Origin of the sequence: Bacillus sp. FSL R7-0646 (assembly GCF_037969865.1) — a bacterium.
In the GTDB taxonomy this organism is placed as follows: domain Bacteria; phylum Bacillota; class Bacilli; order Bacillales; family Bacillaceae; genus Bacillus; species Bacillus licheniformis.
The window spans coordinates 2,238,239-2,258,411 of record NZ_CP150217.1 but is presented as its reverse complement, the minus strand read 5'-3'; the positions used below and the strand labels follow the sequence as shown (position 1 = coordinate 2,258,411).

Annotated in this window: 23 protein-coding genes and 1 pseudogene; 18 read left to right on the top strand and 6 right to left on the bottom strand. The window is 46.2% G+C overall.

What is annotated here, in order from left to right; translation table 11 throughout:
- The first annotated feature begins 62 nt into the window (after positions 1-62).
- A pseudogene (locus MKY62_RS11575) lies at positions 63-744 on the top strand (ribonuclease H family protein).
- A complete protein-coding gene (locus tag MKY62_RS11570; RefSeq protein WP_003182841.1) occupies positions 737-922 on the top strand; it encodes a zinc-finger domain-containing protein in 186 nt (61 codons plus the stop codon). Before MKY62_RS11575 ends, MKY62_RS11570 begins: the two are co-directional and overlap by 8 nt.
- Positions 923-1,005: 83 nt before the next feature.
- Here MKY62_RS11570 and MKY62_RS11565 read toward each other — a convergent pair whose 3' ends face one another.
- Positions 1,006-1,272: a DUF2564 family protein gene (locus tag MKY62_RS11565; RefSeq protein WP_009328020.1), complete on the bottom strand. Its 267-nt coding sequence runs from the start codon at positions 1,270-1,272 to the stop codon at positions 1,006-1,008.
- Positions 1,273-1,431: 159 nt separating this feature from the next.
- Here MKY62_RS11565 and MKY62_RS11560 point away from each other — a divergent pair, with 159 nt between their 5' ends.
- Positions 1,432-1,614, top strand: coding sequence for a hypothetical protein (locus MKY62_RS11560; RefSeq protein ID WP_003182837.1), 183 nt, complete (start codon positions 1,432-1,434; stop codon positions 1,612-1,614).
- A 55-nt stretch (positions 1,615-1,669) separates the two neighbouring features.
- On the opposite strand, the gene cspD is transcribed toward MKY62_RS11560, so the two are convergent.
- Positions 1,670-1,870, bottom strand: coding sequence for a cold-shock protein CspD (cspD, locus tag MKY62_RS11555; protein ID WP_003153604.1), 201 nt, complete (start codon positions 1,868-1,870; stop codon positions 1,670-1,672).
- A gap of 284 nt (positions 1,871-2,154) precedes the next feature.
- Between cspD and MKY62_RS11550 the strand changes: the two genes are divergently transcribed.
- The gene (locus MKY62_RS11550; protein WP_003182834.1) at positions 2,155-2,844 is read left to right on the top strand and encodes an AIM24 family protein; all 690 of its coding nucleotides are present in this window, start codon (positions 2,155-2,157) and stop codon (positions 2,842-2,844) included.
- A gap of 49 nt (positions 2,845-2,893) precedes the next feature.
- Here the strand turns inward: MKY62_RS11550 and MKY62_RS11545 are convergent, their stop codons facing one another.
- A complete protein-coding gene (locus MKY62_RS11545; protein WP_003182832.1) occupies positions 2,894-4,045 on the bottom strand; it encodes a diglucosyl diacylglycerol synthase in 1,152 nt (383 codons plus the stop codon).
- A gap of 270 nt (positions 4,046-4,315) precedes the next feature.
- Positions 4,316-5,224 carry a homoserine O-succinyltransferase gene (metA, locus tag MKY62_RS11540; protein ID WP_003182830.1) on the bottom strand — a complete coding sequence of 303 codons (909 nt, stop codon included), beginning with the start codon at positions 5,222-5,224 and terminating at the stop codon, positions 4,316-4,318.
- Positions 5,225-5,375: 151 nt separating this feature from the next.
- Here metA and MKY62_RS11535 point away from each other — a divergent pair, with 151 nt between their 5' ends.
- From MKY62_RS11535 to MKY62_RS11485, 11 genes are all read left to right on the top strand, one after another.
- The gene (locus tag MKY62_RS11535; protein WP_011201679.1) at positions 5,376-7,055 is read left to right on the top strand and encodes a formate--tetrahydrofolate ligase; all 1,680 of its coding nucleotides are present in this window, start codon (positions 5,376-5,378) and stop codon (positions 7,053-7,055) included.
- Between the two features lie 15 nt (positions 7,056-7,070).
- The gene (locus tag MKY62_RS11530; protein WP_003182827.1) at positions 7,071-7,550 is read left to right on the top strand and encodes a glutathione peroxidase; all 480 of its coding nucleotides are present in this window, start codon (positions 7,071-7,073) and stop codon (positions 7,548-7,550) included.
- Positions 7,538-8,209, top strand: coding sequence for an HD domain-containing protein (locus tag MKY62_RS11525; RefSeq protein ID WP_003182825.1), 672 nt, complete (start codon positions 7,538-7,540; stop codon positions 8,207-8,209). The genes MKY62_RS11530 and MKY62_RS11525 overlap by 13 nt, the downstream gene beginning before the upstream one ends.
- A gap of 30 nt (positions 8,210-8,239) precedes the next feature.
- Entirely contained in the window at positions 8,240-9,376 is a 1,137-nt protein-coding gene (locus tag MKY62_RS11520) for a conserved virulence factor C family protein (RefSeq protein ID WP_003182823.1), read from the top strand.
- Positions 9,377-9,705: 329 nt separating this feature from the next.
- A complete protein-coding gene (ilvD, locus tag MKY62_RS11515) occupies positions 9,706-11,382 on the top strand; it encodes a dihydroxy-acid dehydratase (protein WP_003182821.1) in 1,677 nt (558 codons plus the stop codon).
- A gap of 91 nt (positions 11,383-11,473) precedes the next feature.
- The gene (locus tag MKY62_RS11510; protein ID WP_003182820.1) at positions 11,474-11,908 is read left to right on the top strand and encodes a BrxA/BrxB family bacilliredoxin; all 435 of its coding nucleotides are present in this window, start codon (positions 11,474-11,476) and stop codon (positions 11,906-11,908) included.
- Between the two features lie 36 nt (positions 11,909-11,944).
- Complete coding sequence (locus MKY62_RS11505; RefSeq protein ID WP_003182817.1) at positions 11,945-12,715, top strand: class I SAM-dependent methyltransferase; 771 nt, start codon at positions 11,945-11,947, stop codon at positions 12,713-12,715.
- Positions 12,716-12,986: 271 nt separating this feature from the next.
- A complete protein-coding gene (locus tag MKY62_RS11500) occupies positions 12,987-13,589 on the top strand; it encodes a YpjP family protein (RefSeq protein WP_003182812.1) in 603 nt (200 codons plus the stop codon).
- A gap of 15 nt (positions 13,590-13,604) precedes the next feature.
- Positions 13,605-14,153 (top strand): phosphatidylglycerophosphatase A, encoded by a 549-nt coding sequence (locus tag MKY62_RS11495; protein ID WP_003182809.1) that lies wholly within the window; start codon positions 13,605-13,607, stop codon positions 14,151-14,153.
- Between the two features lie 355 nt (positions 14,154-14,508).
- A complete protein-coding gene (locus MKY62_RS11490) occupies positions 14,509-14,997 on the top strand; it encodes a dihydrofolate reductase (RefSeq protein ID WP_003182807.1) in 489 nt (162 codons plus the stop codon).
- A 14-nt stretch (positions 14,998-15,011) separates the two neighbouring features.
- Complete coding sequence (locus tag MKY62_RS11485) at positions 15,012-15,635, top strand: hypothetical protein (protein WP_003182806.1); 624 nt, start codon at positions 15,012-15,014, stop codon at positions 15,633-15,635.
- A 40-nt stretch (positions 15,636-15,675) separates the two neighbouring features.
- Here the strand turns inward: MKY62_RS11485 and MKY62_RS11480 are convergent, their stop codons facing one another.
- On the bottom strand, positions 15,676-16,317 hold the full coding sequence (locus MKY62_RS11480) for a hemolysin III family protein (protein WP_003182805.1): 642 nt from the start codon (positions 16,315-16,317) through the stop codon (positions 15,676-15,678).
- Positions 16,318-16,332: 15 nt separating this feature from the next.
- Positions 16,333-17,334, bottom strand: a complete 1,002-nt coding sequence (locus MKY62_RS11475) for a sigma 54-interacting transcriptional regulator (RefSeq protein ID WP_003182804.1) — start codon at positions 17,332-17,334, stop codon at positions 16,333-16,335.
- Between the two features lie 233 nt (positions 17,335-17,567).
- Here MKY62_RS11475 and ilvA point away from each other — a divergent pair, with 233 nt between their 5' ends.
- The 3 genes from ilvA to MKY62_RS11460 all read left to right on the top strand — a co-directional run bounded on the left by ilvA (position 17,568) and on the right by MKY62_RS11460 (position 20,170).
- On the top strand, positions 17,568-18,836 hold the full coding sequence (gene ilvA, locus MKY62_RS11470; RefSeq protein ID WP_003182803.1) for a threonine ammonia-lyase IlvA: 1,269 nt from the start codon (positions 17,568-17,570) through the stop codon (positions 18,834-18,836).
- 92 nt (positions 18,837-18,928) lie between these two features.
- Positions 18,929-19,180 carry a YpmP family protein gene (locus MKY62_RS11465; RefSeq protein WP_003182800.1) on the top strand — a complete coding sequence of 84 codons (252 nt, stop codon included), beginning with the start codon at positions 18,929-18,931 and terminating at the stop codon, positions 19,178-19,180.
- A gap of 147 nt (positions 19,181-19,327) precedes the next feature.
- The gene (locus MKY62_RS11460) at positions 19,328-20,170 is read left to right on the top strand and encodes a DegV family protein (RefSeq protein WP_003182798.1); all 843 of its coding nucleotides are present in this window, start codon (positions 19,328-19,330) and stop codon (positions 20,168-20,170) included.
- The last annotated feature ends 3 nt before the right edge of the window (positions 20,171-20,173 follow it).

Genomic DNA, 20,173 nt, shown 5'->3' with positions numbered 1-20,173 from the left:
CTTTCTGAATAAACTGTTTTGATTATAGCATAACAAGCCATAATTTGAATAAAGGTGATTTTGTGAAACTGAGAGCAGGAATGAAAATCAAGATTAAAGGGTCTTCACCCATTCAATTTACAGCCGATGAATGGATCGAAGTGAAAGAGGCAGTGGCGGCGGGGCGTCAGCTTTCTCAAAGCCCGTATGTCACTGAACTTGAATTCGAAGATGAGAAGGGCAGCTTTTGGACCCTGAAAGAACTGGAAAAGCTGAAAGAAGAACTTGCGGCTGAACCGGATGAGATCACCGTGTATTTTGACGGCAGCTATGATAAAGAAAGTCAGCTCGCCGGTTTAGGCATTGTGATTTATTACTCCCTCGGCGGGGAAAGGTATCGATTGAGAAAGAATAAGAGCTTTCGGCTGACAACGAATAACGAAGCGGAATATGCGGCTCTCTACGAAGCCGTTAAAGAGCTTAGAGACCTCGGGGCAAGCAGGAACTCCGTCGTCATTAAAGGGGATTCGCTCGTCGTTCTGAATCAGCTTGAAGGCAGCTGGCCATGCTATGATCCCGTTCATTCGAAATGGCTGGACAGAATCGAAAGCCAGCTTCAAAAATTAAAGCTCACGCCCACCTATATTCAAATCAGCCGTAAAGACAATAAGGAAGCGGACCAGCTCGCAAAAAAAATGCTTGAGCATACCATTGTGGAAAGCACAATCAAACTAGATGAATAACGGAGATGAACGTTTTGGATAAGAAAGAGATCTTTAAGGAACTGACACATTTGCAGGACACCTACTGTGAAGGGTGCTTCATCAAAAAACACTTCAGAAAAGAATACGGAAAAACGTATGCCCACGCATTTTGCATTTCAAAATGTACGGTCGGAGAAAAGCTCCGCACCTATGGAGACGTGCTGACAAACAAAAATTGATCCCCGAAAATTCCCCTATAGGCCATAATCCATGCAATCTGGGGTTTTCGGGCCACGCTAAAAAACCGCGTTCAGCGGTTTTTTTAATGCTGTGATTCATCAAGCTGATGCTGGCAATCATTTAGTATGTTGAGCTGTTCGTTTAAAAAATCTTCATCCAGTGCGGCTAATTCCTCAGCCTGTGACAGCTGTCTGGCATCTTCAATGGATTGATACGCCGATTTCAGCAAAGTGGAGCTCTTTTGCCTCGTTGCCATTCCCGTCGTTTTTTGAGCAGTTTCTACGGCAATTTCAAGCTGCTTGCGCTGATTAAATCCGGTTTCGAGATCATCGCGATGGTCTGATTTCATGATCATACACCTCCGACAAGTATTTTTTCTAAAAAAGGCATTTTTATGTGTAAAATAGAAAAAATAAAGTAAAATTAATCCGATATAACTATTGAACCTAAAAAATATAAGTCTTTATTACTAATTTAGGTAATCATAAAAAAAGGAGTCTGAGGAACAGTGGAAAGCAATGAACTGCAAACCGTTCTTCACAAGACATTTGTGGAGGTATATAAAGATCTTGAACAGCTCGTTGATATCGCGAAAAAGGGGCGTCCATCTCTCGAGAAGAACATTGAGGAAATCGAGCAAAGGCTGAAGCAAAATATACTGGCGATCGAAATTCAGCTGAAAATTAAATAGGAGAGGCAGAAATTGCCTCTCCTCTTATTTGAAGTCTCATTTTGTCTTGATTTTGTTAAAGCTTCACAACGTTAGATGCTTGAGGTCCACGATTACCTTCAACAATTTCGAAAGAAACTTCTTGTCCTTCTTCTAGAGATTTGTATCCTTCACCTTCGATTGCAGTGAAATGAACGAATACATCGTCTCCGCCTTCAACTTCGATGAAGCCGAAGCCTTTTTCATTGTTAAACCATTTTACTTTACCGTTTTGCATATTGCTTAATCCTCCTAGTACTGTAGCACAATGTGCTAAAAAAAATTTTCATCATCTAACGGTGTTCTGCTAAATGATGGTTTCACTATACACTATCCATGGATGCTTCGTCAAGCTGTCAAGAGAAAAAAATGAACTTTAATGCTTTTTTTAGGAATTTCTTTGAAATCGTTTTCAATTTATGGTTATTCATCATCATTTTTCGCAAAGCGGGTGAAACATTTTAAGCGTCGGTCCGTATATAATAAAACCAATATCAGGAATGCGAACAGGAGTGTTTAGAGATGAACCGTTATTCAGTTGATGAGTTTGTATCCAAAACCCAGCAGGAAGACAAAGGGGAGGGGCTGTTTGAAATGGAAACGCCCCGTCTCTTGGAAGTCAATCTCGACGGAAAAGTGTGGGCAAAGGCCGGTTCAATGGTTTCCTATAGAGGAAGAGTCAAATTTAAGCGAGAAGGGGTATTTGAACACGGAATTGGACGGATGGTGAAAAAAGTGTTCAGCGGCGAAGGGGCTGCCCTGATGAAAGCGGAAGGAAACGGAAAGGTGTATCTAGCGGATCAGGGAAAGAAGATATCCATCTTAAACTTGAAAGATGACTCCATATTTGTAAATGGACATGATCTGCTCGCATTTGAACCGTCGATCCATTGGGACATTAAACTGATGAAAAGAATTTCCGGCATGCTGGCCGGCGGACTGTTTAACATTAAGCTTGAGGGAACTGGAATGGCTGCCATTACAAGCCACTACGAGCCGCTCACTTTGATCGTAACCCCGGAAAGCCCCGTCTATACCGATCCAAACGCAACGGTTGCCTGGTCTGGAAGCCTTCAGCCTGAATTTGTGACAGATGTTTCTTTTAGGACGTTCATCGGCAGGGGAAGCGGGGAATCCATCCAAATGAAGTTTTCAGGGAATGGGTTTGTCGTTGTACAGCCATTTGAAGAAGTTTATTACTCGGAATCTTAGCATCAAAAAAACACTTGCAGAGCAAGTGTTTTTTTGAATCGGGCGTTTTTTAGGACAGCGCCCGGACAGTCTGTTTTTTGTTCATGATGATTTCAGACTGCTCGATAATGTCCGTCAGGATGACTTCTGATGAATTGGATAAATGCAGGCTTTTAATGTTTTTCTTCATTTCGTTTAATTTTTTCTCATCAGCCAAAAGGGAAGAGACTGACTCAAGAATCTCCTCATGCCTGTTGACGACGATGGCAGCCCCTCTGTCTTCGAAGAACAGGGCATTTTCCTTTTCCTGTCCGGGAACAGGCTTGTAAAGGATGACGGGAACGCCGATTGCCGTGGCCTCCGTCAGGGTGATTCCGCCCGGCTTTGTGATCATGCAGTCTGCCACCCTGAACAGCTCGTCAATTCTTTCGATGTAACCGAGCGTTCTCAGCTTGTTTGGATAAAGGGCTTCAATGTCTTCCAATGAAGATTTCAGCATCGTATTTTTTCCGCACACGACAACGACTTGAACATCCTCTTTCGTCACCAGAGATTCACACAGTTCTTTTACGTTTTTAAGAACCCCGTGGGCGCCTGCCATGATCAGCAATATCTTCTTGTCGGGAGACAGCTGATACTTCTCGTAGATTTTATCTTTGTCCATTTCTTCTTCAAACTGCCTGCGGATCGGAATGCCCGTGATCTTGACGTTGCTAGGGTGAGTGCCGATCTCGAGCAGCTTTTCCTTCACGTAATCAGTTGCTACGTAATATTTATCAATATGTTCGTGGACCCAAATTTTATGAAGACAGAAATCCGTCATGACGTTAAAAGTCGGAATGACTTTTCCCATTCTCCGTCTGTATTCGGGCACGACAATCATTGGAAACGTATTGATGATAATGTCTGGCTGATGTTTTTTAACCAGTTGGTCCAGCCGTTTATTTCCCATTTTGAAATAAATATTAAACTTCCTTTTATTGTAAATTTTATCGACTCCATAGTAGAAAAGGCGATAAAACTGTTTGCCGATTGAGAAGCTTTTCAAGTAGAGATACTGCGTAATCTCTGACACAATCGGATTTGATTCTTGATACAAATTCGAAACAGTTACATTCTTAAAACCGAGCCTTTCGCACTCTTGGTAGAGCGTTTTGGCTACTTGAACATGGCCATTTCCGTAATTTGCAGTCAAAATTAATATATTTTTATTGGTATTCAAGCATATTCACCTCAATTAATTCAAACAGCAAGAGCTAAAATGGTAAAAAAACAGGAGTCAAAGTCCACTCATACCATACCATAAATATTATTTTAATTATAAATGAAGAACAAAAATTAAGGTATTTTTAAAGTATGGATCGGCAGGAAAGCGCTGGGTTCCTTATTATTCCCGCTTTCGCGGCAAAGCCGAATCCCCATTGTGGAAGACTAACCCAACTGTATTTTAACACATTTTGAATGTCTTGCATCAGACCAGGGCATGAGAATTTCATTTCCACTCATACGGCGTTTCCTGGTAAACGTAGTAGTTCAGCCAATTCATGAACAAAAGAGTCGCATGGGCTTTCCAGCGGTTTACAGGTACCGCGCCATCCGGCCCTTCTTTAAAATAATTCACCGGCGGATCAATCTCCATGTTCCTGGCTAAATCCCTTTCATACTCTTCTTTAAGAGTATCTGTATCATACTCAGGATGTCCAGTTAAAAAAACTTGTTTTTCATCCTTTGAAGCAATTAAACAGACGCCCGCTTCATCGGATATGCTGAGCACTTTTAAATGGGAAACGGCTTTAAGGTCATCCATATTGATATCTGTATGCCTGGAGTGCGGGACATAGTAGAACTCTTCAAAGCCTCTGACCAGTCTTTCATTTTTCTCCATTATTCTGTGTTCAAAAACGCCAAATGTCTTTTTCGGCAGTTTGACTTTGCGAATGCCGTAGTGATGATACAGTCCCGCCTGCGCTCCCCAGCAGATGTGAAGCGTTGACGTGACATGCGTTTTGCTCCAGTCTAAAATCTCCCGGAGTTCTTCCCAATAGGATACCTCTTCGTACTCCAAATGCTCGATCGGCGCACCGGTAATAATCATGCCGTCGAATTTTCGGTCCCTGATTGAAGAAAAAGTTGTATAAAACTGTTCCAAATGCTGCCTTGGTGTATGTTTTGGCGTGTGTGTAGACGGTATTAAAAAAGTGAAATATACCTGTAAAGGAGAATTCCCGAGCATCCTGAGCAGCTGTGTCTCGGTCTTGATTTTCTGCGGCATCAGATTAAGAATCACAATATTTAAAGGTCTGATGTCCTGATGAAAAGCCCGTTTTTCATCCATGATAAAAATATTTTCACTTTCAAGAATCTGCTTTGCTGGCAAATTGATAGGTATGTTGATAGGCAACACGCCACCTCCGGTTTTCTCCGCTGATTTTTCTTCATTATAGGAACTTTTTGGCGATATTTCAATGTGTGAATTGTGTTACAATAAAAGAAGTGTGTGAAAAATATGGAAAATCATCGTGTGATGAACCAAAAGGAGGCTCCTCTTGCAAATGAAATCCCATTTATCAGACATAGAAATCGCACAAAGAACGGAATTAAAACCGATTACCGAAATTGCACGGAAACTCAATATAAATGACGAAGAAATAGAGTGTTTTGGTTGCACAAAAGCGAAAATTTCTTTGAAAATTTTTGAGCGTTTGAAAGAAAAACCCGATGGCCAGGTGATTTTGGTAACCTCCATCAACCCGACACCGGCCGGCGAAGGGAAGTCGACTGTCACCGTCGGATTGAGCCAGGCGCTCTGGCAGATTGGCAAAAAATCGATCGTGGCGATGAGGGAGCCTTCACTCGGTCCGACAATGGGCTTGAAAGGCGGGGCTGCCGGAGGAGGGTATTCCCAGGTTCTTCCGATGGAGGACATCAACCTTCACTTTACGGGAGATATGCATGCGATCACAGCTGCAAACAACGCTTTGGCGGCTTTCATAGACAATCATATTCATCAGGGAAACGAATTAAACATCGATATCAGAAAAATCGTCTGGAAAAGGGCGCTTGATCTCAATGACAGGGCGCTGCGTGAAACCGTTGTCGGCCTGGGCGGAAAAGCGAACGGATTTCCCAGGGAAGACGGCTTTGACATTACTGTCGCTTCGGAAATCATGGCCGTTTTATGCCTGGCCAGAGACTTGGCCGATTTAAAAAAGCGCCTGGCTTCGATGATCGTCGCCTACACAGTCGACGGACAGCCGGTAACGGCCGGCATGCTCGGTGTGCAGGGAGCGCTTGCCCTCCTGTTAAAAGATGCTATCAAACCAAACCTTGTTCAGACTGTTGAAGGAACACCGGCGCTCGTCCACGGAGGACCGTTTGCAAACATCGCCCACGGGGCAAACAGTCTGATCGCGACAAAAACGGCTGCGAAGCTGGCTGACTATGTCGTGACTGAAGCGGGATTTGGCGCTGATTTGGGGGCGGAAAAATTCATGCACATCAAAACGAGAGCCGGCGGGTTCACACCGGGGGCGGTCGTGATCGTCGCCACCGTCAGAGCGCTGAAAATGCATGGCGGAACGCCTCTCGCCGATTTGAAGCAAAAAGACCTGGAAGCATTAAAAAGGGGAATTGCCAACCTTGCGAAGCATATCGAAACGATAGATGCCTTCGGTCTTCCATACGTTGTGGCTGTCAACAGATTCGTACAGGACACGGAGGACGAGCTTGAGGCCGTTCTTGGCTGGTGCAGAGACAACGGACATCCGGCTGCACTTTGCAATGTTTGGGAAGAGGGCGGAAAAGGCGGGACTGATCTCGCAAGGGAAGTCATTCATGTCATGGAGCAAAAAGACAACAGGTTTTCCTATTTATACGAATTAACCGACTCGATCGAAGACAAATTAGCCAAGATCTCCCGCACCGTTTATGGCGCCGAAGGGGTAGAGTTTACCGAAAAGGCGAAAAAACAGCTGCTTGAATTGAAAAAGAACGGGTTGGACGGACTGCCTGTCTGCGTGGCGAAAACTCAGTATTCTTTATCAGATGACCCGGGTAAAATCGGCAGGCCGCAAGATTTTAGCATCACCGTCCGCGAATTAAAACCATCTAGGGGCGCGGGATTTATCGTCGCTTTGACAGGCAGTATTTTAACAATGCCGGGGCTGCCGAAACACCCTGCCGCGCTTAAGATGGATGTCGACGAAAGCGGCAGAGCCAAAGGTTTATTCTAAAAAGGAGGGACCGTCATGTCCATTTACGATATCAGCGTCAAGACGATTAAAGGCGAGGACACGACACTGCGGCCGTATAAAGGCAAAGTGCTGCTCATCGTCAACACCGCCTCGAAGTGCGGATTTACACCTCAATATCAGCAGCTTCAAGACTTGTATGAAACATATAAAGACCGGGGGCTTGAGATTCTCGGCTTTCCCAGCAACCAATTCATGAATCAGGAGCCGGGCGATGAAAAAAGCATTGAAGAATTTTGCAGCGTCAATTACGGTGTCACGTTTCCAATGTTTTCGAAGGTGAATGTAAAAGGGGATCAAATCCACCCGCTGTTCCGCCACTTGACGAACAAGGCGAAGGGCATGCTTGGAACAAAAGCGGTCAAATGGAATTTCACAAAATTTCTCGTCGATCAAACCGGAGAAAACGTTGTGCGCTTTTCACCGCAAACCAATCCAAAGGAGATGGAGGAGACCATTCAGAAATGGCTGGGCTGAATCAGGAACAAACAGAACAGATCCGCTTGATGTCCGAATGGGTAAAAGAGAAGCTTTCTGCCGAAGGCACAGGTCATGACTGGCTGCATACCGAAAGGGTGAGGAACGTAAGCCTTCAGATCGCAAAAGAAGAGGGTGCAGACCTGTTTATGACCGAAGCTTGCGCACTTCTCCATGATGTGATTGATGAAAAGCTGTCCGATGAGCACCGGGTTCCGCTGCAGGAGCTGAAAAGGCGCCTGTCCGAAGAATGGAAGGTCGATCCGGAAACGGTTGACGGGATTTTTGCTATCATCACAAGAATTTCATTCAGAGACAGAGAGAAATATAAAGACGAACTTCTTTCAAAAGAAGGAATGGCTGTCCAGGATGCCGATCGGCTTGATGCGATCGGCGCCGTCGGGATCGCCAGGGCTTTGATGTATGCGGGTGCAAAGGGCCATCTCCTCTATGGGGGCGGCAATGCACCTACTGCAGTCGGCCACTTTTACGAGAAGCTTCTCCTTTTAAAAGATTTGATGAATACAAAGACGGGACGGATGCTCGCAGAAAAAAGGCATAAGCTGATGCTCGAATTCCTCGGCGAACTGGAAAATGAATGCGCCTTCTCTAGAGAAAGCCGCCTTGATAGATCAGGGCTGGGGGTTATGGTAGAATAAGACCGGATCTTTAAACAGAGGGGGACAATGATGAAAATTAAATCGATAGAACCGACACCGAGTCCGAATACAATGAAGGTGATTTTGACCGAGGAACTGCCGGGTGGAAAAAGCAATAATTATAAAAAGGATCATGCGGAAGGCGCACCTCCCGTCATCCAGGAAGTTTTAAACATAGACGGAGTAAAAGGCGTCTATCATGTGGCCGATTTTATCGCTGTCGAGCGCAATGCGAGATTTGATTGGAAAGACATCCTTCCTAAGGTGCGCGCTGCATTCGGAATGGATGAAGCCGAAGAGGCGGAGGGCCGTTCCGAAGAAAAAGAATCGTTCGGCGAGGTTAAAGTTTTCGTGCAAATGTTCAGCGGAATACCGATGCAGGTGAAATTGACCGACGGCGAGCGCGAGGAGCGCTTCGGCCTTCCAGAACGTTTCCAGGAAGCGATCTTGAAGCTTAAAACCGCGTCTTCCAACGTCGTGCTCGAACGGTCTTGGAAAGAGCAAGGCGTCAGATTCGGCGATTTTTCAGAAATCGGCCGCGAAGTAACGGAAGAGCTGGAGGCGGCTTACGATGAAGAGCGCCTGCGGAAGCTGACGGAATCAGCTGCATCAAGCGATGCTGAGGCTAAACGTACGGCTGTGCAGCGAAAGTCTTACCGGGTAACGCTTGAAATGATGGATGAGGAAGATTGGCAAAAACGCTATGCGCATCTTGAACAAATGGATCCTACTGAAGAGGATATTCCAGTACTCGAAAAAGCGCTCAATGACCCGAAAACATCGATCAGAAGGCTTGCTGTCGTTTATTTGGGCATGATCGAAACGCCTGCGGTGCTTCCCCTTTTATATAAAGCGCTCGAAGACAAAACCATCACGGTCAGAAGAACGGCCGGCGATTGTCTGTCAGACATCGGCAACCCGGAAGCGATTCCGGCGATGATCAAAGCGCTGAAGGATCCGAGCAAGCTTGTGCGCTGGAGAGCCGCCATGTTTCTGTACGAAGTCGGCGATGAAAGCGCGCTTCCCGCTTTAAAAGAAGCTGAAAACGATCCGGAATTTGAAGTCAGCCTTCAGATCAAAATGGCGATCGAACGGATCGAATACGGTGAAGAAGCAAAAGGCTCCGTATGGAAGCAAATGACGGAAAGCCGCAAAAAAGACAGCTGACAAAGACGCTGGAAACAGCGTCTTTTTTTATGCTTCAAAAGCGGCGATCGATCCGGGAATTCTGAAAAAAGTCACGCGTCTTGTAATAAAATATCACTTTTTCTATAAAAATATTTCGAATATTGTTGAAAAACAAGCTGAAAATATATATAGTAGTTAGCAATCATATGGAATGTGGAGGTTCTGATTCATGGGGAATGATTTACAGATGAAGATCAAAACAGCCGTCATCTTGCGGATCAGTCCGGCAAGCGGTTAACAGACAATTTTTAAAACTGAATATTCAGAATATATAGAATGTAAATACGAAGATGTTTAGGAGGATCACGATGACAGGTTTACGCAGTGACATGATTACAAAAGGGATCGACAGAGCGCCGCACCGCAGTTTGCTGCGCGCGGCTGGGGTAAAAGAAGAGGACTTCGGCAAACCGTTTATTGCCGTTTGCAACTCATACATCGATATCGTACCGGGTCATGTCCATTTGCAGGAGTTTGGAAAAATCGTCAAAGAGGCGATCAGAGAGGCCGGCGGTGTTCCGTTTGAATTTAATACAATCGGGGTCGACGACGGAATTGCGATGGGGCACATTGGAATGAGGTATTCTCTCCCGAGCCGCGAAATCATCGCAGATTCAGTGGAAACGGTTGTATCGGCGCACTGGTTTGACGGAATGGTATGTATTCCAAACTGTGATAAAATCACACCGGGCATGATCATGGCGGCAATGCGGATCAACATTCCGACCGTGTTTGTCAGCGGGGGGCCGATGGAAGCGGGAAGAACGAGCGACGGACGAAAAATCTCGCTTTCCTCTGTATTTGAAGGCGTTGGCGCTTATCAATCAGGCAAAATCGATGAGAAAGGACTCGAGGAGCTTGAACAGTTCGGCTGTCCGACTTGCGGATCATGCTCGGGCATGTTTACGGCGAACTCGATGAACTGTCTTTCTGAAGCTCTTGGCATCGCCATGCCGGGCAACGGCACCATTTTGGCGACATCGCCCGACCGCAGGGAATTTGCCAAACAGTCGGCCCGCCAGCTGATGGAGCTGATCAAGTCGGATATCAAACCGCGCGACATCGTGACCGAAAAAGCGATCGACAACGCGTTCGCTTTAGACATGGCGCTCGGCGGATCAACGAATACGATCCTTCATACGCTTGCGATCGCCAATGAAGCGGGTGTAGACTATTCGCTTGAACGGATCAATGAGGTAGCGGCAAGGGTTCCGCATTTATCGAAGCTTGCACCGGCTTCCGATGTGTTTATTGAAGATTTGCATGAAGCAGGAGGCGTATCGGCAGTCTTAAACGAGCTGTCGAAAAAAGAAGGCGCGCTTCACTTGGATACGCTGACTGTAACGGGGAAAACGCTTGGCGAAAATATTGCCGGACGCGAAGTGAAAGATTACGAGGTCATTCATCCGATCGATCAGCCGTTTTCAGAGCAAGGCGGACTCGCCGTCCTGTTCGGCAACCTGGCTCCTGACGGTGCGATCATTAAAACGGGCGGCGTCCAAGACGGGATTACCCGCCATGAAGGACCTGCGGTTGTCTTTGATTCACAGGAAGAAGCGCTTGACGGCATCATCAACCGTAAAGTAAAAGCGGGAGATGTCGTCATCATCCGCTATGAAGGCCCTAAAGGCGGACCGGGAATGCCTGAAATGCTTGCGCCGACTTCACAGATCGTCGGAATGGGCCTCGGCCCGAAAGTCGCCTTGATTACCGACGGCCGCTTTTCAGGAGCCTCCCGCGGTCTTTCGATCGGCCACGTTTCACCGGAAGCAGCCGAAGGCGGCCCGCTTGCTTTCGTAGAAAACGGCGACCATATCGTTGTCGATATCGAAAAGCGGATTTTAAACATCGAAATCTCCGATGAGGAATGGGAAAAAAGAAAAGCAAACTGGCCCGGCTTTGAACCGAAAGTGAAAACGGGCTATCTCGCCAGGTATTCAAAGCTTGTGACATCTGCCAATACCGGCGGCATTATGAAAATCTAGCGGTTTTTTCGCCCGGCGTTTGAAATTCAGCCCCCTCTGTAGTATCCTTGAAAACATCAGTAGTCAAGGTTTATAGAGGGGGCTTTTTAATATGTCAACAGCTTATGAAGAATACATGCGCCAGCTTGTTCTTCCGATGCGTCAGGAATTGGTGCAGGCCGGCTTTAAAGAGTTAACGACCGCGGAAGAAGTGGAGACATTCATGGAAGACGCAGAAGGCACGACTTTCGTCGTCGTCAACTCAGTCTGCGGATGTGCCGCAGGGCTGGCGCGACCGGCAGCCGTTCAGGCCGTCTCCGGAAGCGAAAAAGGGCCTGACGAGACCGTTACAGTTTTTGCCGGACAGGATCGTGAAGCAACGGCAAAAATGAGGGAATACTTCGAAGGATATGAACCGTCTTCACCTTCAATGGCACTGCTGAAAGGCAAAGAAGTCGTTCATTTCATTCCGCGTGAACAGATTGAAGGCCGTGAAATGACGGAGATTATGAAAAACATTACGGACGCTTTTGAAAAACATTGCTAAAATGCCCTTTGAAGGGCATTTTTTACGGAGAAAAACATGATTGTCACAACAAGCTACAGACCGACTGAAAGCACGATTTTAACAGCAGAAAAAATCAGCCGGACGCTCGGCGCCCGCTTTTCCGAGCGGAGAAAACGGCCGATTCGCCAAATTCGGCAAACAGAGCAGGATGATGTTCTCGTGGTTGGAAAAGAGCGCTTTGAGCTGTATCATTCAGAAGGTGAAAAGTTCTTTTTCCATCCGAACTCTGCGATGTTCCGGGCCAAGCGTATGTTAAGAGGCGAACCGGACCCTTTTGTCGAAGCTGCACAAGTTGAACCGGGGGACAAGGTGCTCGATTGCACGCTCGGTCTTGGATCAGACGCGATCATTGCGAGCCTTGCCGCAGGCGAACAAGGCGAAGTGCGCGGAATTGAAAAAAGCCCGCTTCTCGCTTTTCTTGTCGAGGCGGGGCTTCAATCGTGGGAGACCGGCCTTGACGTTTTGGATCAGGCGATGAAAAGGATTCGGGTTCATTCAGGCGACAGCATTGATTACCTGCTGGAACTTGATGATGCTTCAGCAGATATCGTCTACTTCGACCCGATGTTTGATGATGGAATCAAAGAATCAGACGGCATCGCCCCTTTAAGAAAGTGGGCGCATTCCGAGTTTACGCTTGACGGCGCTTTACATGAAGCCCTTCGGGTCGCCAGAAAAAGAGTGGTTCTGAAAGACCACTGGAAGAGTCCGCGCTTTGAAAAATACGGATTTTCCGTAAAAAAACGCAAAACGGCCCTGTTTCATTACGGTGTCCTCGAAAAATGAAAACCCAAGGTATATACCTTGGGTTTTTTTAATCTGCGATTTCCATGACGATAAAATAAGCGAGGGTAATTAATGAAGCGGCTATAAAAAGACCTTCAACCATGAACGATCACTCCCAAATTTGGAATTTTCATCTTTGATTGTAAACGTTTTATCGCTAAAAGAAAAGGCGTTTTGTAGATCAGCATCTCCACTTTATGAATGACTGAAAATTCAACCTATGATAGAATAAGAGAAAACGAAAAAGCGATCAGAAGGGAACTAATCAGTCATGAAGATGTGGATGAGAAAAGCGCTTGTCGCATTATTTACAATTGCAACGTTCGGCCTTGTATCTCCTCCTGCGGCATTGATGGCGGACAAGCCGCAGGAGCATCAGAGCGTGAAAGAATCCGGATATACGGCTGTTTATCAAAAGCAAGAAGAGCCCGAGCTTGATGAAGACGGCGAATCCAAATCTTCATTTGACACCTACAGGGATGAACTGCTCAATGAAGCTGAAGATCTATCATTCGTAAAATTCGGCAGCAGGATATCGCCGGTCATTGAAGACGAGTACAGGGAAGAAGTGCTTCCAAAGATCGAGGAGATCATCGTCAGCCATCTCATGACAATGCAGGACAATGACGCTTACCAGGATCTTGTCATTTCCAAAACGCCGACGGCGGGGAAGTCGGAGAGAATCTTCCACGTTTACAATCGGAAAACGGGGGAAGATGTGCTAAGGTTCCATGTGCGCAGGGACAAGCCGCCGCATAAAGGGTACTGGTTTAACTTTCATTACCATACTGCCGAAGACGGCTTTCAAAAACATCACGATCTCGGAAGCATTTACTGGGACCGCAATACACCGCCTAACTGGATGAGTCACTAAAGGAGATTGATGCAGATGAAGAAGTATACGATGAATGAAATGGTGCACTTAACGAAAAATATGCTGAATGAGCGCGGGGTTGCGATTGAGGATATCGCGCTGATCGTACAAAAGCTGCAGGAAAAATACCATCCTGATCTCCCGCTTGATGTATGCATTGAAAATGTCGAAAAGGTCTTAAATAAGAGGGAAATCGTTCATGCCGTTTTAACGGGGATAGCGCTTGACCAGCTGGCCGAGAAAAAGCTGTTGCCTGAACCGCTTCAATATTTGGTCGAAACGGACGAACCCCTTTACGGGATCGACGAGATTATCCCGCTATCGATCGTAAACGTCTACGGTTCGATCGGCTTGACGAACTTCGGCTATCTGGATAAAGAAAAATTCGGCATCATTAAAGAACTGGACGACTGTCCGGACGATGAGGTTCATACGTTCCTTGATGATATCGTCGCAGCTTTGGCGGCAGCGGCGGCAAGCCGAATTGCCCATTCGCATCAGGATCTTGAGGATGAAGTGCAGGAAGAGAGAACAGACGGACAGAGCGTTGCGAAAAGCCGCTGAAAGACTCGCCCGTCCCCGCCATCAGGCGGGTTTTTTTATGCGGCATATTTTACGCCTTTTCTCGAAAAATGTCTTGTTTTCGAAAGGTTAAACAAGATACACTACAAAAGGATGAAAAAAATGAAACATCATGCGGATATGTGCCGTCATATGTAAGAAAACCGGAATTGAACAAAACGGGGAATGAGACAAATGCATTCGGGCGGCCTGATCAGAATGAAAACCTCGAAGAAAGGTTCCTCTCATCACAGCTTTAACCTCCATCTTCATGCATCATGTTCACAGATGATCACACAAAAAGATGAGCATCATCCGGCATTATTTCGCTACAAACATCATAAGGAGGCATTAAACAATGATCTCATTGATTGCTGCAATGGACAGAAACCGCCTGATCGGCAAAGACAATGATTTGCCATGGCATCTGCCGCAAGATTTGAAGTATTTTAAAGAGGTGACGAAAGGGCACGCCGTAATCATGGGGAGAAAGACGTTCGAGTCCATCGGCAGACCTTTGCCCCACCGCGAGAACATCATCGTCACATCCAATAAAGAACTGGATATCCCGAATTGTCAGGTGATGCACTCGGCAGAGGAAGCGGTGCGGTTTGCGAAAAACAGAAACGAAGAATGTTTTGTCATCGGCGGTTCAACACTATACACGGAGATTCTGCCTTTTGCGGACAAGCTGTATGTGACAAAAATTGATGAAACCTTTGAAGGGGACCGGTACTTTCCTGAATTCAGCGAAGCTGAGTGGGAAATCGTTTCGAGGCGGAAAGGCCTGAAAGATGACAAAAATCCTTATGACTACGAATTCCTCGTTTATCAAAGAAAAGGATAGAGGAGAGGATTTTCATGTTGCGCTATTGTTTTTTATGGATTTATTCGGCCTATATGCTCATCAAGCATATCAAGCTTCTGCAGGCGCTGCAGACACTTGATCCGCGCCTTTCGTATGCCAATCAGATGGAAGCTGTCTTTGATAAGCCGAAAGCTTTTTTGCGAGGGTGCATCGGCTTAACCGGTTCAACCGTTTCCATCCATCAGAACGGAAGATCGCCGGCTGGCCCCGTGCTTTATGTGCACCCAAAGCTCGGCCTGTCAGAGCTTGCCGTGCTGCTTGGACACCTTGACAAAACCGCTTCGTTTTTTGCTGATCCGCGCGCCTTTCGTTATCCGCTGATCAGCGGCTGGCTCAATAAAATGGCCGCGGTCAGAAAAAGCGCCGACAAGGAAGCATCGCTAGAAGAAGTGGAAGAGATTCTCCGGAAAGGCCAAAGCTTTATTATGTCTGAAGATGACGGACTCGATTACAAATCTTTATCCAAAAGGCTCGGCATTCCGATCGTTGCAGTCGAAACAGCCGGTACGGAAGACATGAAAAAAGGCACGTTGTTCAAGAGGCTGAGACCTGTTGATATCGATTTGACGATCCACCCGGCATACGTCATGACTGAAAACAAACAGCTTCGGGCATAAAAAAACCAGGCTCCCATAATGGAAGCCTGGTTTTCGCCGTTTACGATACAAACGGCACTTTTGCCACGTAGAAAAGCACGCAGAAAAACATTGAGGCGCTGCCGCCGAGCACGAAAGTGTGCCATATCGCATGATGATATGGAATCTTTCTCCATAAATAAAAGATGGTTCCGACAGAATACAAGATTCCCCCTAAAAGCAGCAGGGCGAACCCTTCTCCGGTCAAGGCCGTATAAAGCGGCTTGATCGCAATGATCGCCATCCAGCCCATCACAAGATATACCAGTGTGCTGACAACGATAAACCGTTTCACAAAAAAGATTTTAAACACAACCCCGCCAATCGCAAGCCCCCAAACGACAGCAAGCATCGTATAGCCTAGCGCGCCTTTCAAAGGTCCGAGGAGCAGCGGTGTGTATGTCCCTGCAATCAGTACGTAGATGGCTGAGTGATCGATGATCTCCAGAATATCTTTTGTTTTTTGGTGCTGAATGCTGTGCAGAAGGGTCGAACTTAAATACAGGAACAGCATGGAAGCGCCGAAAATTGAAAAGCTGACAACATCAACCGGACTTCCGTAGCGGATCGCAAATATCACCAAAAATACGATGGCAGGTATTGACAGGAGGACGCCGAGTCCATGGGTTATTGCATTAGCAATTTCTTCTTTAATCGTGTACATACCAAGACACCCTTTCTAATCTTGAATAATGTGATGCTTTAAAGAGCTTAAAAAGCGGAGGCCTTCAAGCGTGATTTTTGTCCCGGCTCTTCCGCGGCCCTTTGTAATAAACTCTCTTTTTTCCAAATAATCCAATCTGCTTCTCACTTGCTGGGGTGTAAGCTCCGACTTGCCGCTTTTGCTCAGCTCGGACAGAACCCTGCGGCTGGCAGGCTCTCCTTTTTCATTTAATTGCTTGATTGCATCGAGCAAAAACGCAAACTCCTCTTTTTCCATTAAGGTAAGTGATGCCGAAGCCGTTTTTTTGTCCTTAGGCTTCTTTTTTTTGATTTGTTCTCTTAACGAGGGCGGTGTGTCGTAAAGCTGAATCGTTTTTCCGTCTGAGACGGTTATCATATAATCCGTCATGTTTTTGAGTTCTCTGACGTTCCCCTCAAACTCATGCTGCTCTAAAGCTTTCCAAACGACCGGTTCGACATATATGTCATGATCCCCGCTTTTTAAAAAATGATGCACGAGAAGGGGGATGTCGCTTCGCCGTTCACTAAGAGAGGGAAGCGGAAGGTCGAGCACATTGAGCCTGTAGTACAGGTCCTTGCGGAATTCGCTGCTATCAATCCGTTCAATGAGAGGCATGCTTGAAGAGGTGATCAATCTTTTTTGCATCCCTTTTTCAATGGCTGCCAAAAGCCTGCCCTGGAGATGCAAGGATAGACCCCACACTTCGTCGAGAAACAAGGTTCCGGGCTCATTCAGCTCTGAAAGAAAAAAATCTTCAGCCGTTTCATCTTCATCCAGCGTGCTGCAGCTTACATGTGTGAAGGGATCATCCTTGAAAGATGATCCGGAATGAATGGCTTTGGCGAACAGCTCTTTGCCTGTGCCTGTTTCCCCATGAATCAGAATCGGATGGGAAGATGCTGCAAATTGTATCGCTCTGTTTTTCGTTTGCAAAAAGGAATCGCATTCCCCGATCAGCTCGGAGAAACCTACGGACGGATATGTGTGTTTAATCATGGCGGCTCTCCTTTTGGTTCTAATTGGTTATATTATAACACCCAATTAGAACAAATAAAGAGTTTTTTGAAAAAAAGTGCATGTGGCCTGCACATTAAGAATCGAAAAGAACCCCGTATATATTGAGAAAGTGTATAATATTCTGTAAATAACAAAGAATTGCCCTTTAAATTTTGAATATTCATGATATAATGGCGTATTAAATAAAGCTTTATACAGAAAGGATCTTATACATGAAACCGTTGCTTAAAGAAAACTCTCTCATCCAAGTCAAAGACATTTTAAAAGCCCACCAAAATGTAAAAGATGTTGTTATTCATACCCCTCTCCAAAAAAATGAGAGGCTGTCCGAGAGGTACGATTGCAACGTATATTTAAAAAGAGAAGACCTGCAGGTTGTCCGCTCTTTTAAACTGAGAGGCGCCTATTATAAAATGAAGCAGCTTTCAAAAGAAACGACGAAAAACGGGGTGGTCTGCGCCAGTGCAGGAAACCATGCGCAGGGAGTCGCTTTTTCCTGCAAACATCTCGGTATTCACGGAAAGATTTTTATGCCGTCGACGACCCCGAGGCAAAAAATTTCCCAAGTCGAATTGTTCGGCAAGGAATACGTCGAGATCATCCTGACAGGCGACACGTTTGATGATGCTTATCAAAGCGCAGTCGCCTGCTGCGAGGAAGAAAAGCGCGCATTTATCCACCCGTTTGACGATCCTGCCGTCATGGCTGGCCAGGGTACGGTCGCGGTCGAAATCTTAAACGATATCGAAACGGAACCCCATTATTTATTCGCAAGCGTAGGCGGAGGGGGTCTGCTTTCAGGAGTGGGAACCTATATGAAAAACGTGTCCCCGGATACAAAGCTGATCGCGGTTGAGCCTAAAGGCGCGCCGGCTCTTTTTGAATCAAACAAAAAAGGCGAAGTCGTCATCCTTGAGAAAATCGATAAATTTGTCGATGGAGCCGCTGTGCAGAAAATCGGCGAAGAGACATTTAAAACGCTTGAAACCGTTGTCGATGATATTTTGCTCGTTCCTGAAGGAAAGGTGTGCACCGCGATTCTTGAGCTGTACAACCAATGCGCGATTGTCGCCGAACCTGCGGGAGCGCTGCCGATCGCCGCTTTAGATCTTTACAGGGATGAAATTAAAGGGAAAAATGTCGTATGCATTGTGAGCGGAGGAAACAACGATATCGGCAGAATGCAGGAAATCAAAGACAGATCGATGATGTATGAAGGACTCCAGCATTATTTCATCGTGAACTTCCCGCAAAGGGCGGGAGCTTTGCGCGAATTTTTAGATGAAGTGCTCGGGCCGACCGACGATATCACCCGGTTTGAATATACGAAGAAAAATAATAAAAGCAGCGGCCCTGCGCTCGTCGGCATCGAATTGAAGCAGCGCGAAGATTACGAGCCGCTGATCGCAAGAATGGACAGGAAAGGCTTCCGCTATGTCGAAGTCAATAAAGATGAAGGGCTCTTTCATTTGCTGATTTAAGAAATTTTTTTGAAAACAAACCTAAATCACAGACAACGGCTTCAGAGATTATGTATAATAAAGAAAATATCTCATAAATGAGGATTGATAGCTTGTTACTTAAAAGCCTGGAGTTCAAACGTTCGGATGGACAGAAGGTGAAGGTGACGGAAATACCTCTGCTGAAGGAGGACGACCCGCATTTTTTTATGGCCAATCTGAGGCTTGAAATCTTTTTAAAGACGCTCTATTGCTCAAAGCGGAAAAAAAACGTCTACTCCTTTAGGGACTACTTAAAGAGAGCATTGAAATGGCAGGATTACCTGGCCATTTATCAACATGATGAATTGAAGCATAATGCATAAATATTTATGGCATTCTTTGCCGGCCCATGAAGAGAGCCTAATCCGCTTTAAAAGAGCGGAAGACGGCATCCGCCGGCAAAGAATTTTTCATGCGGATTTGGCCTCACTAGAAAATACACCATTTGAACCGACAGGATGTGAAGGGAATTGACAAGCATTAAAATTGTAACGGACTCGACCGCTGACTTGAGCGAAGAACTGCTCAGAAAATATCATATTTCCGTTCTTCCGCTCTCGATATCGATCGACGGCACTGTATACAGAGACAGATTCGATATTCAGCCGGACGAATTTATTGAGAAAATGGAGAGCGCCGCAGAACTCCCGAAAAGTTCACAGCCGCCTCTAGGCGCTTTTATCGAACTGTATGAAGAGCTGACCGCTGACGGAAGCGAAGTGATCAGCATCCATCTCTCAAGCGAATTGAGCGGGACATACCAGACTGCTGTAAGCGCTTCAAATATGGTCGGCGGGAACATTACGGTGATTGATTCCATGTATATTTCAAAAGGCCTCGGTTTTCAGGTCGTGCGGGCCGCCTTGCTGGCCGAAGAGGGCATGACGGCCGAAGCGATTGTAAAAGACTTGGAGAACTTGCGCGACCGGACTTCCCTCTATGTGACAATTGATCATTTTGACAACTTGATCAAAGGCGGCCGCATCGGGAGGGGAAAAGCGCTGCTCGGCTCATTGCTCAAGGTTAAGCCGATCGCGAGGCTTGAGGACGGAATCTATACGCCTGAAAAAAATGTCCGGAGCAGCAGTCAGCTTATCCGTTATTTAACTGGTCAATTTGTTTCAGCGGTTAAGGGAAGGACGGTACAGGCGATCGGAATCGCCCATGCCGATGCGCTCGATCTCGCCCATCGGCTGAAAGACTCCTTGCTTGAACATATCCCGGGAATCGATATTGATATTGACTACACCACACCGATTATCTCGGTTCATACCGGAAAAGGAGCGATCGGTTTTACCTTTTACACCGATTGAAAA

What these genes read in the sequence shown, in the direction of transcription:
- MKY62_RS11565 (WP_009328020.1), bottom strand. Translation starts at nt 1,272, where the DNA reads ATGAAATCAGACCATCGCGATGATCTCGAAACCGGATTTAATCAGCGC.
- cspD (WP_003153604.1), bottom strand. Translation starts at nt 1,870, where the DNA reads ATGCAAAACGGTAAAGTAAAATGGTTTAACAATGAAAAAGGCTTCGGC.
- MKY62_RS11550 (WP_003182834.1), top strand. Translation starts at nt 2,155, where the DNA reads ATGAACCGTTATTCAGTTGATGAGTTTGTATCCAAAACCCAGCAGGAA.
- MKY62_RS11535 (WP_011201679.1), top strand. Translation starts at nt 5,376, where the DNA reads ATGAAATCCCATTTATCAGACATAGAAATCGCACAAAGAACGGAATTA.
- MKY62_RS11530 (WP_003182827.1), top strand. Translation starts at nt 7,071, where the DNA reads ATGTCCATTTACGATATCAGCGTCAAGACGATTAAAGGCGAGGACACG.
- MKY62_RS11525 (WP_003182825.1), top strand. Translation starts at nt 7,538, where the DNA reads ATGGCTGGGCTGAATCAGGAACAAACAGAACAGATCCGCTTGATGTCC.
- MKY62_RS11520 (WP_003182823.1), top strand. Translation starts at nt 8,240, where the DNA reads ATGAAAATTAAATCGATAGAACCGACACCGAGTCCGAATACAATGAAG.
- ilvD (WP_003182821.1), top strand. Translation starts at nt 9,706, where the DNA reads ATGACAGGTTTACGCAGTGACATGATTACAAAAGGGATCGACAGAGCG.
- MKY62_RS11510 (WP_003182820.1), top strand. Translation starts at nt 11,474, where the DNA reads ATGTCAACAGCTTATGAAGAATACATGCGCCAGCTTGTTCTTCCGATG.
- MKY62_RS11505 (WP_003182817.1), top strand. Translation starts at nt 11,945, where the DNA reads ATGATTGTCACAACAAGCTACAGACCGACTGAAAGCACGATTTTAACA.
- MKY62_RS11500 (WP_003182812.1), top strand. Translation starts at nt 12,987, where the DNA reads ATGAAGATGTGGATGAGAAAAGCGCTTGTCGCATTATTTACAATTGCA.
- MKY62_RS11495 (WP_003182809.1), top strand. Translation starts at nt 13,605, where the DNA reads ATGAAGAAGTATACGATGAATGAAATGGTGCACTTAACGAAAAATATG.
- MKY62_RS11490 (WP_003182807.1), top strand. Translation starts at nt 14,509, where the DNA reads ATGATCTCATTGATTGCTGCAATGGACAGAAACCGCCTGATCGGCAAA.
- MKY62_RS11485 (WP_003182806.1), top strand. Translation starts at nt 15,012, where the DNA reads ATGTTGCGCTATTGTTTTTTATGGATTTATTCGGCCTATATGCTCATC.
- MKY62_RS11480 (WP_003182805.1), bottom strand. Translation starts at nt 16,317, where the DNA reads ATGTACACGATTAAAGAAGAAATTGCTAATGCAATAACCCATGGACTC.
- MKY62_RS11475 (WP_003182804.1), bottom strand. Translation starts at nt 17,334, where the DNA reads ATGATTAAACACACATATCCGTCCGTAGGTTTCTCCGAGCTGATCGGG.
- ilvA (WP_003182803.1), top strand. Translation starts at nt 17,568, where the DNA reads ATGAAACCGTTGCTTAAAGAAAACTCTCTCATCCAAGTCAAAGACATT.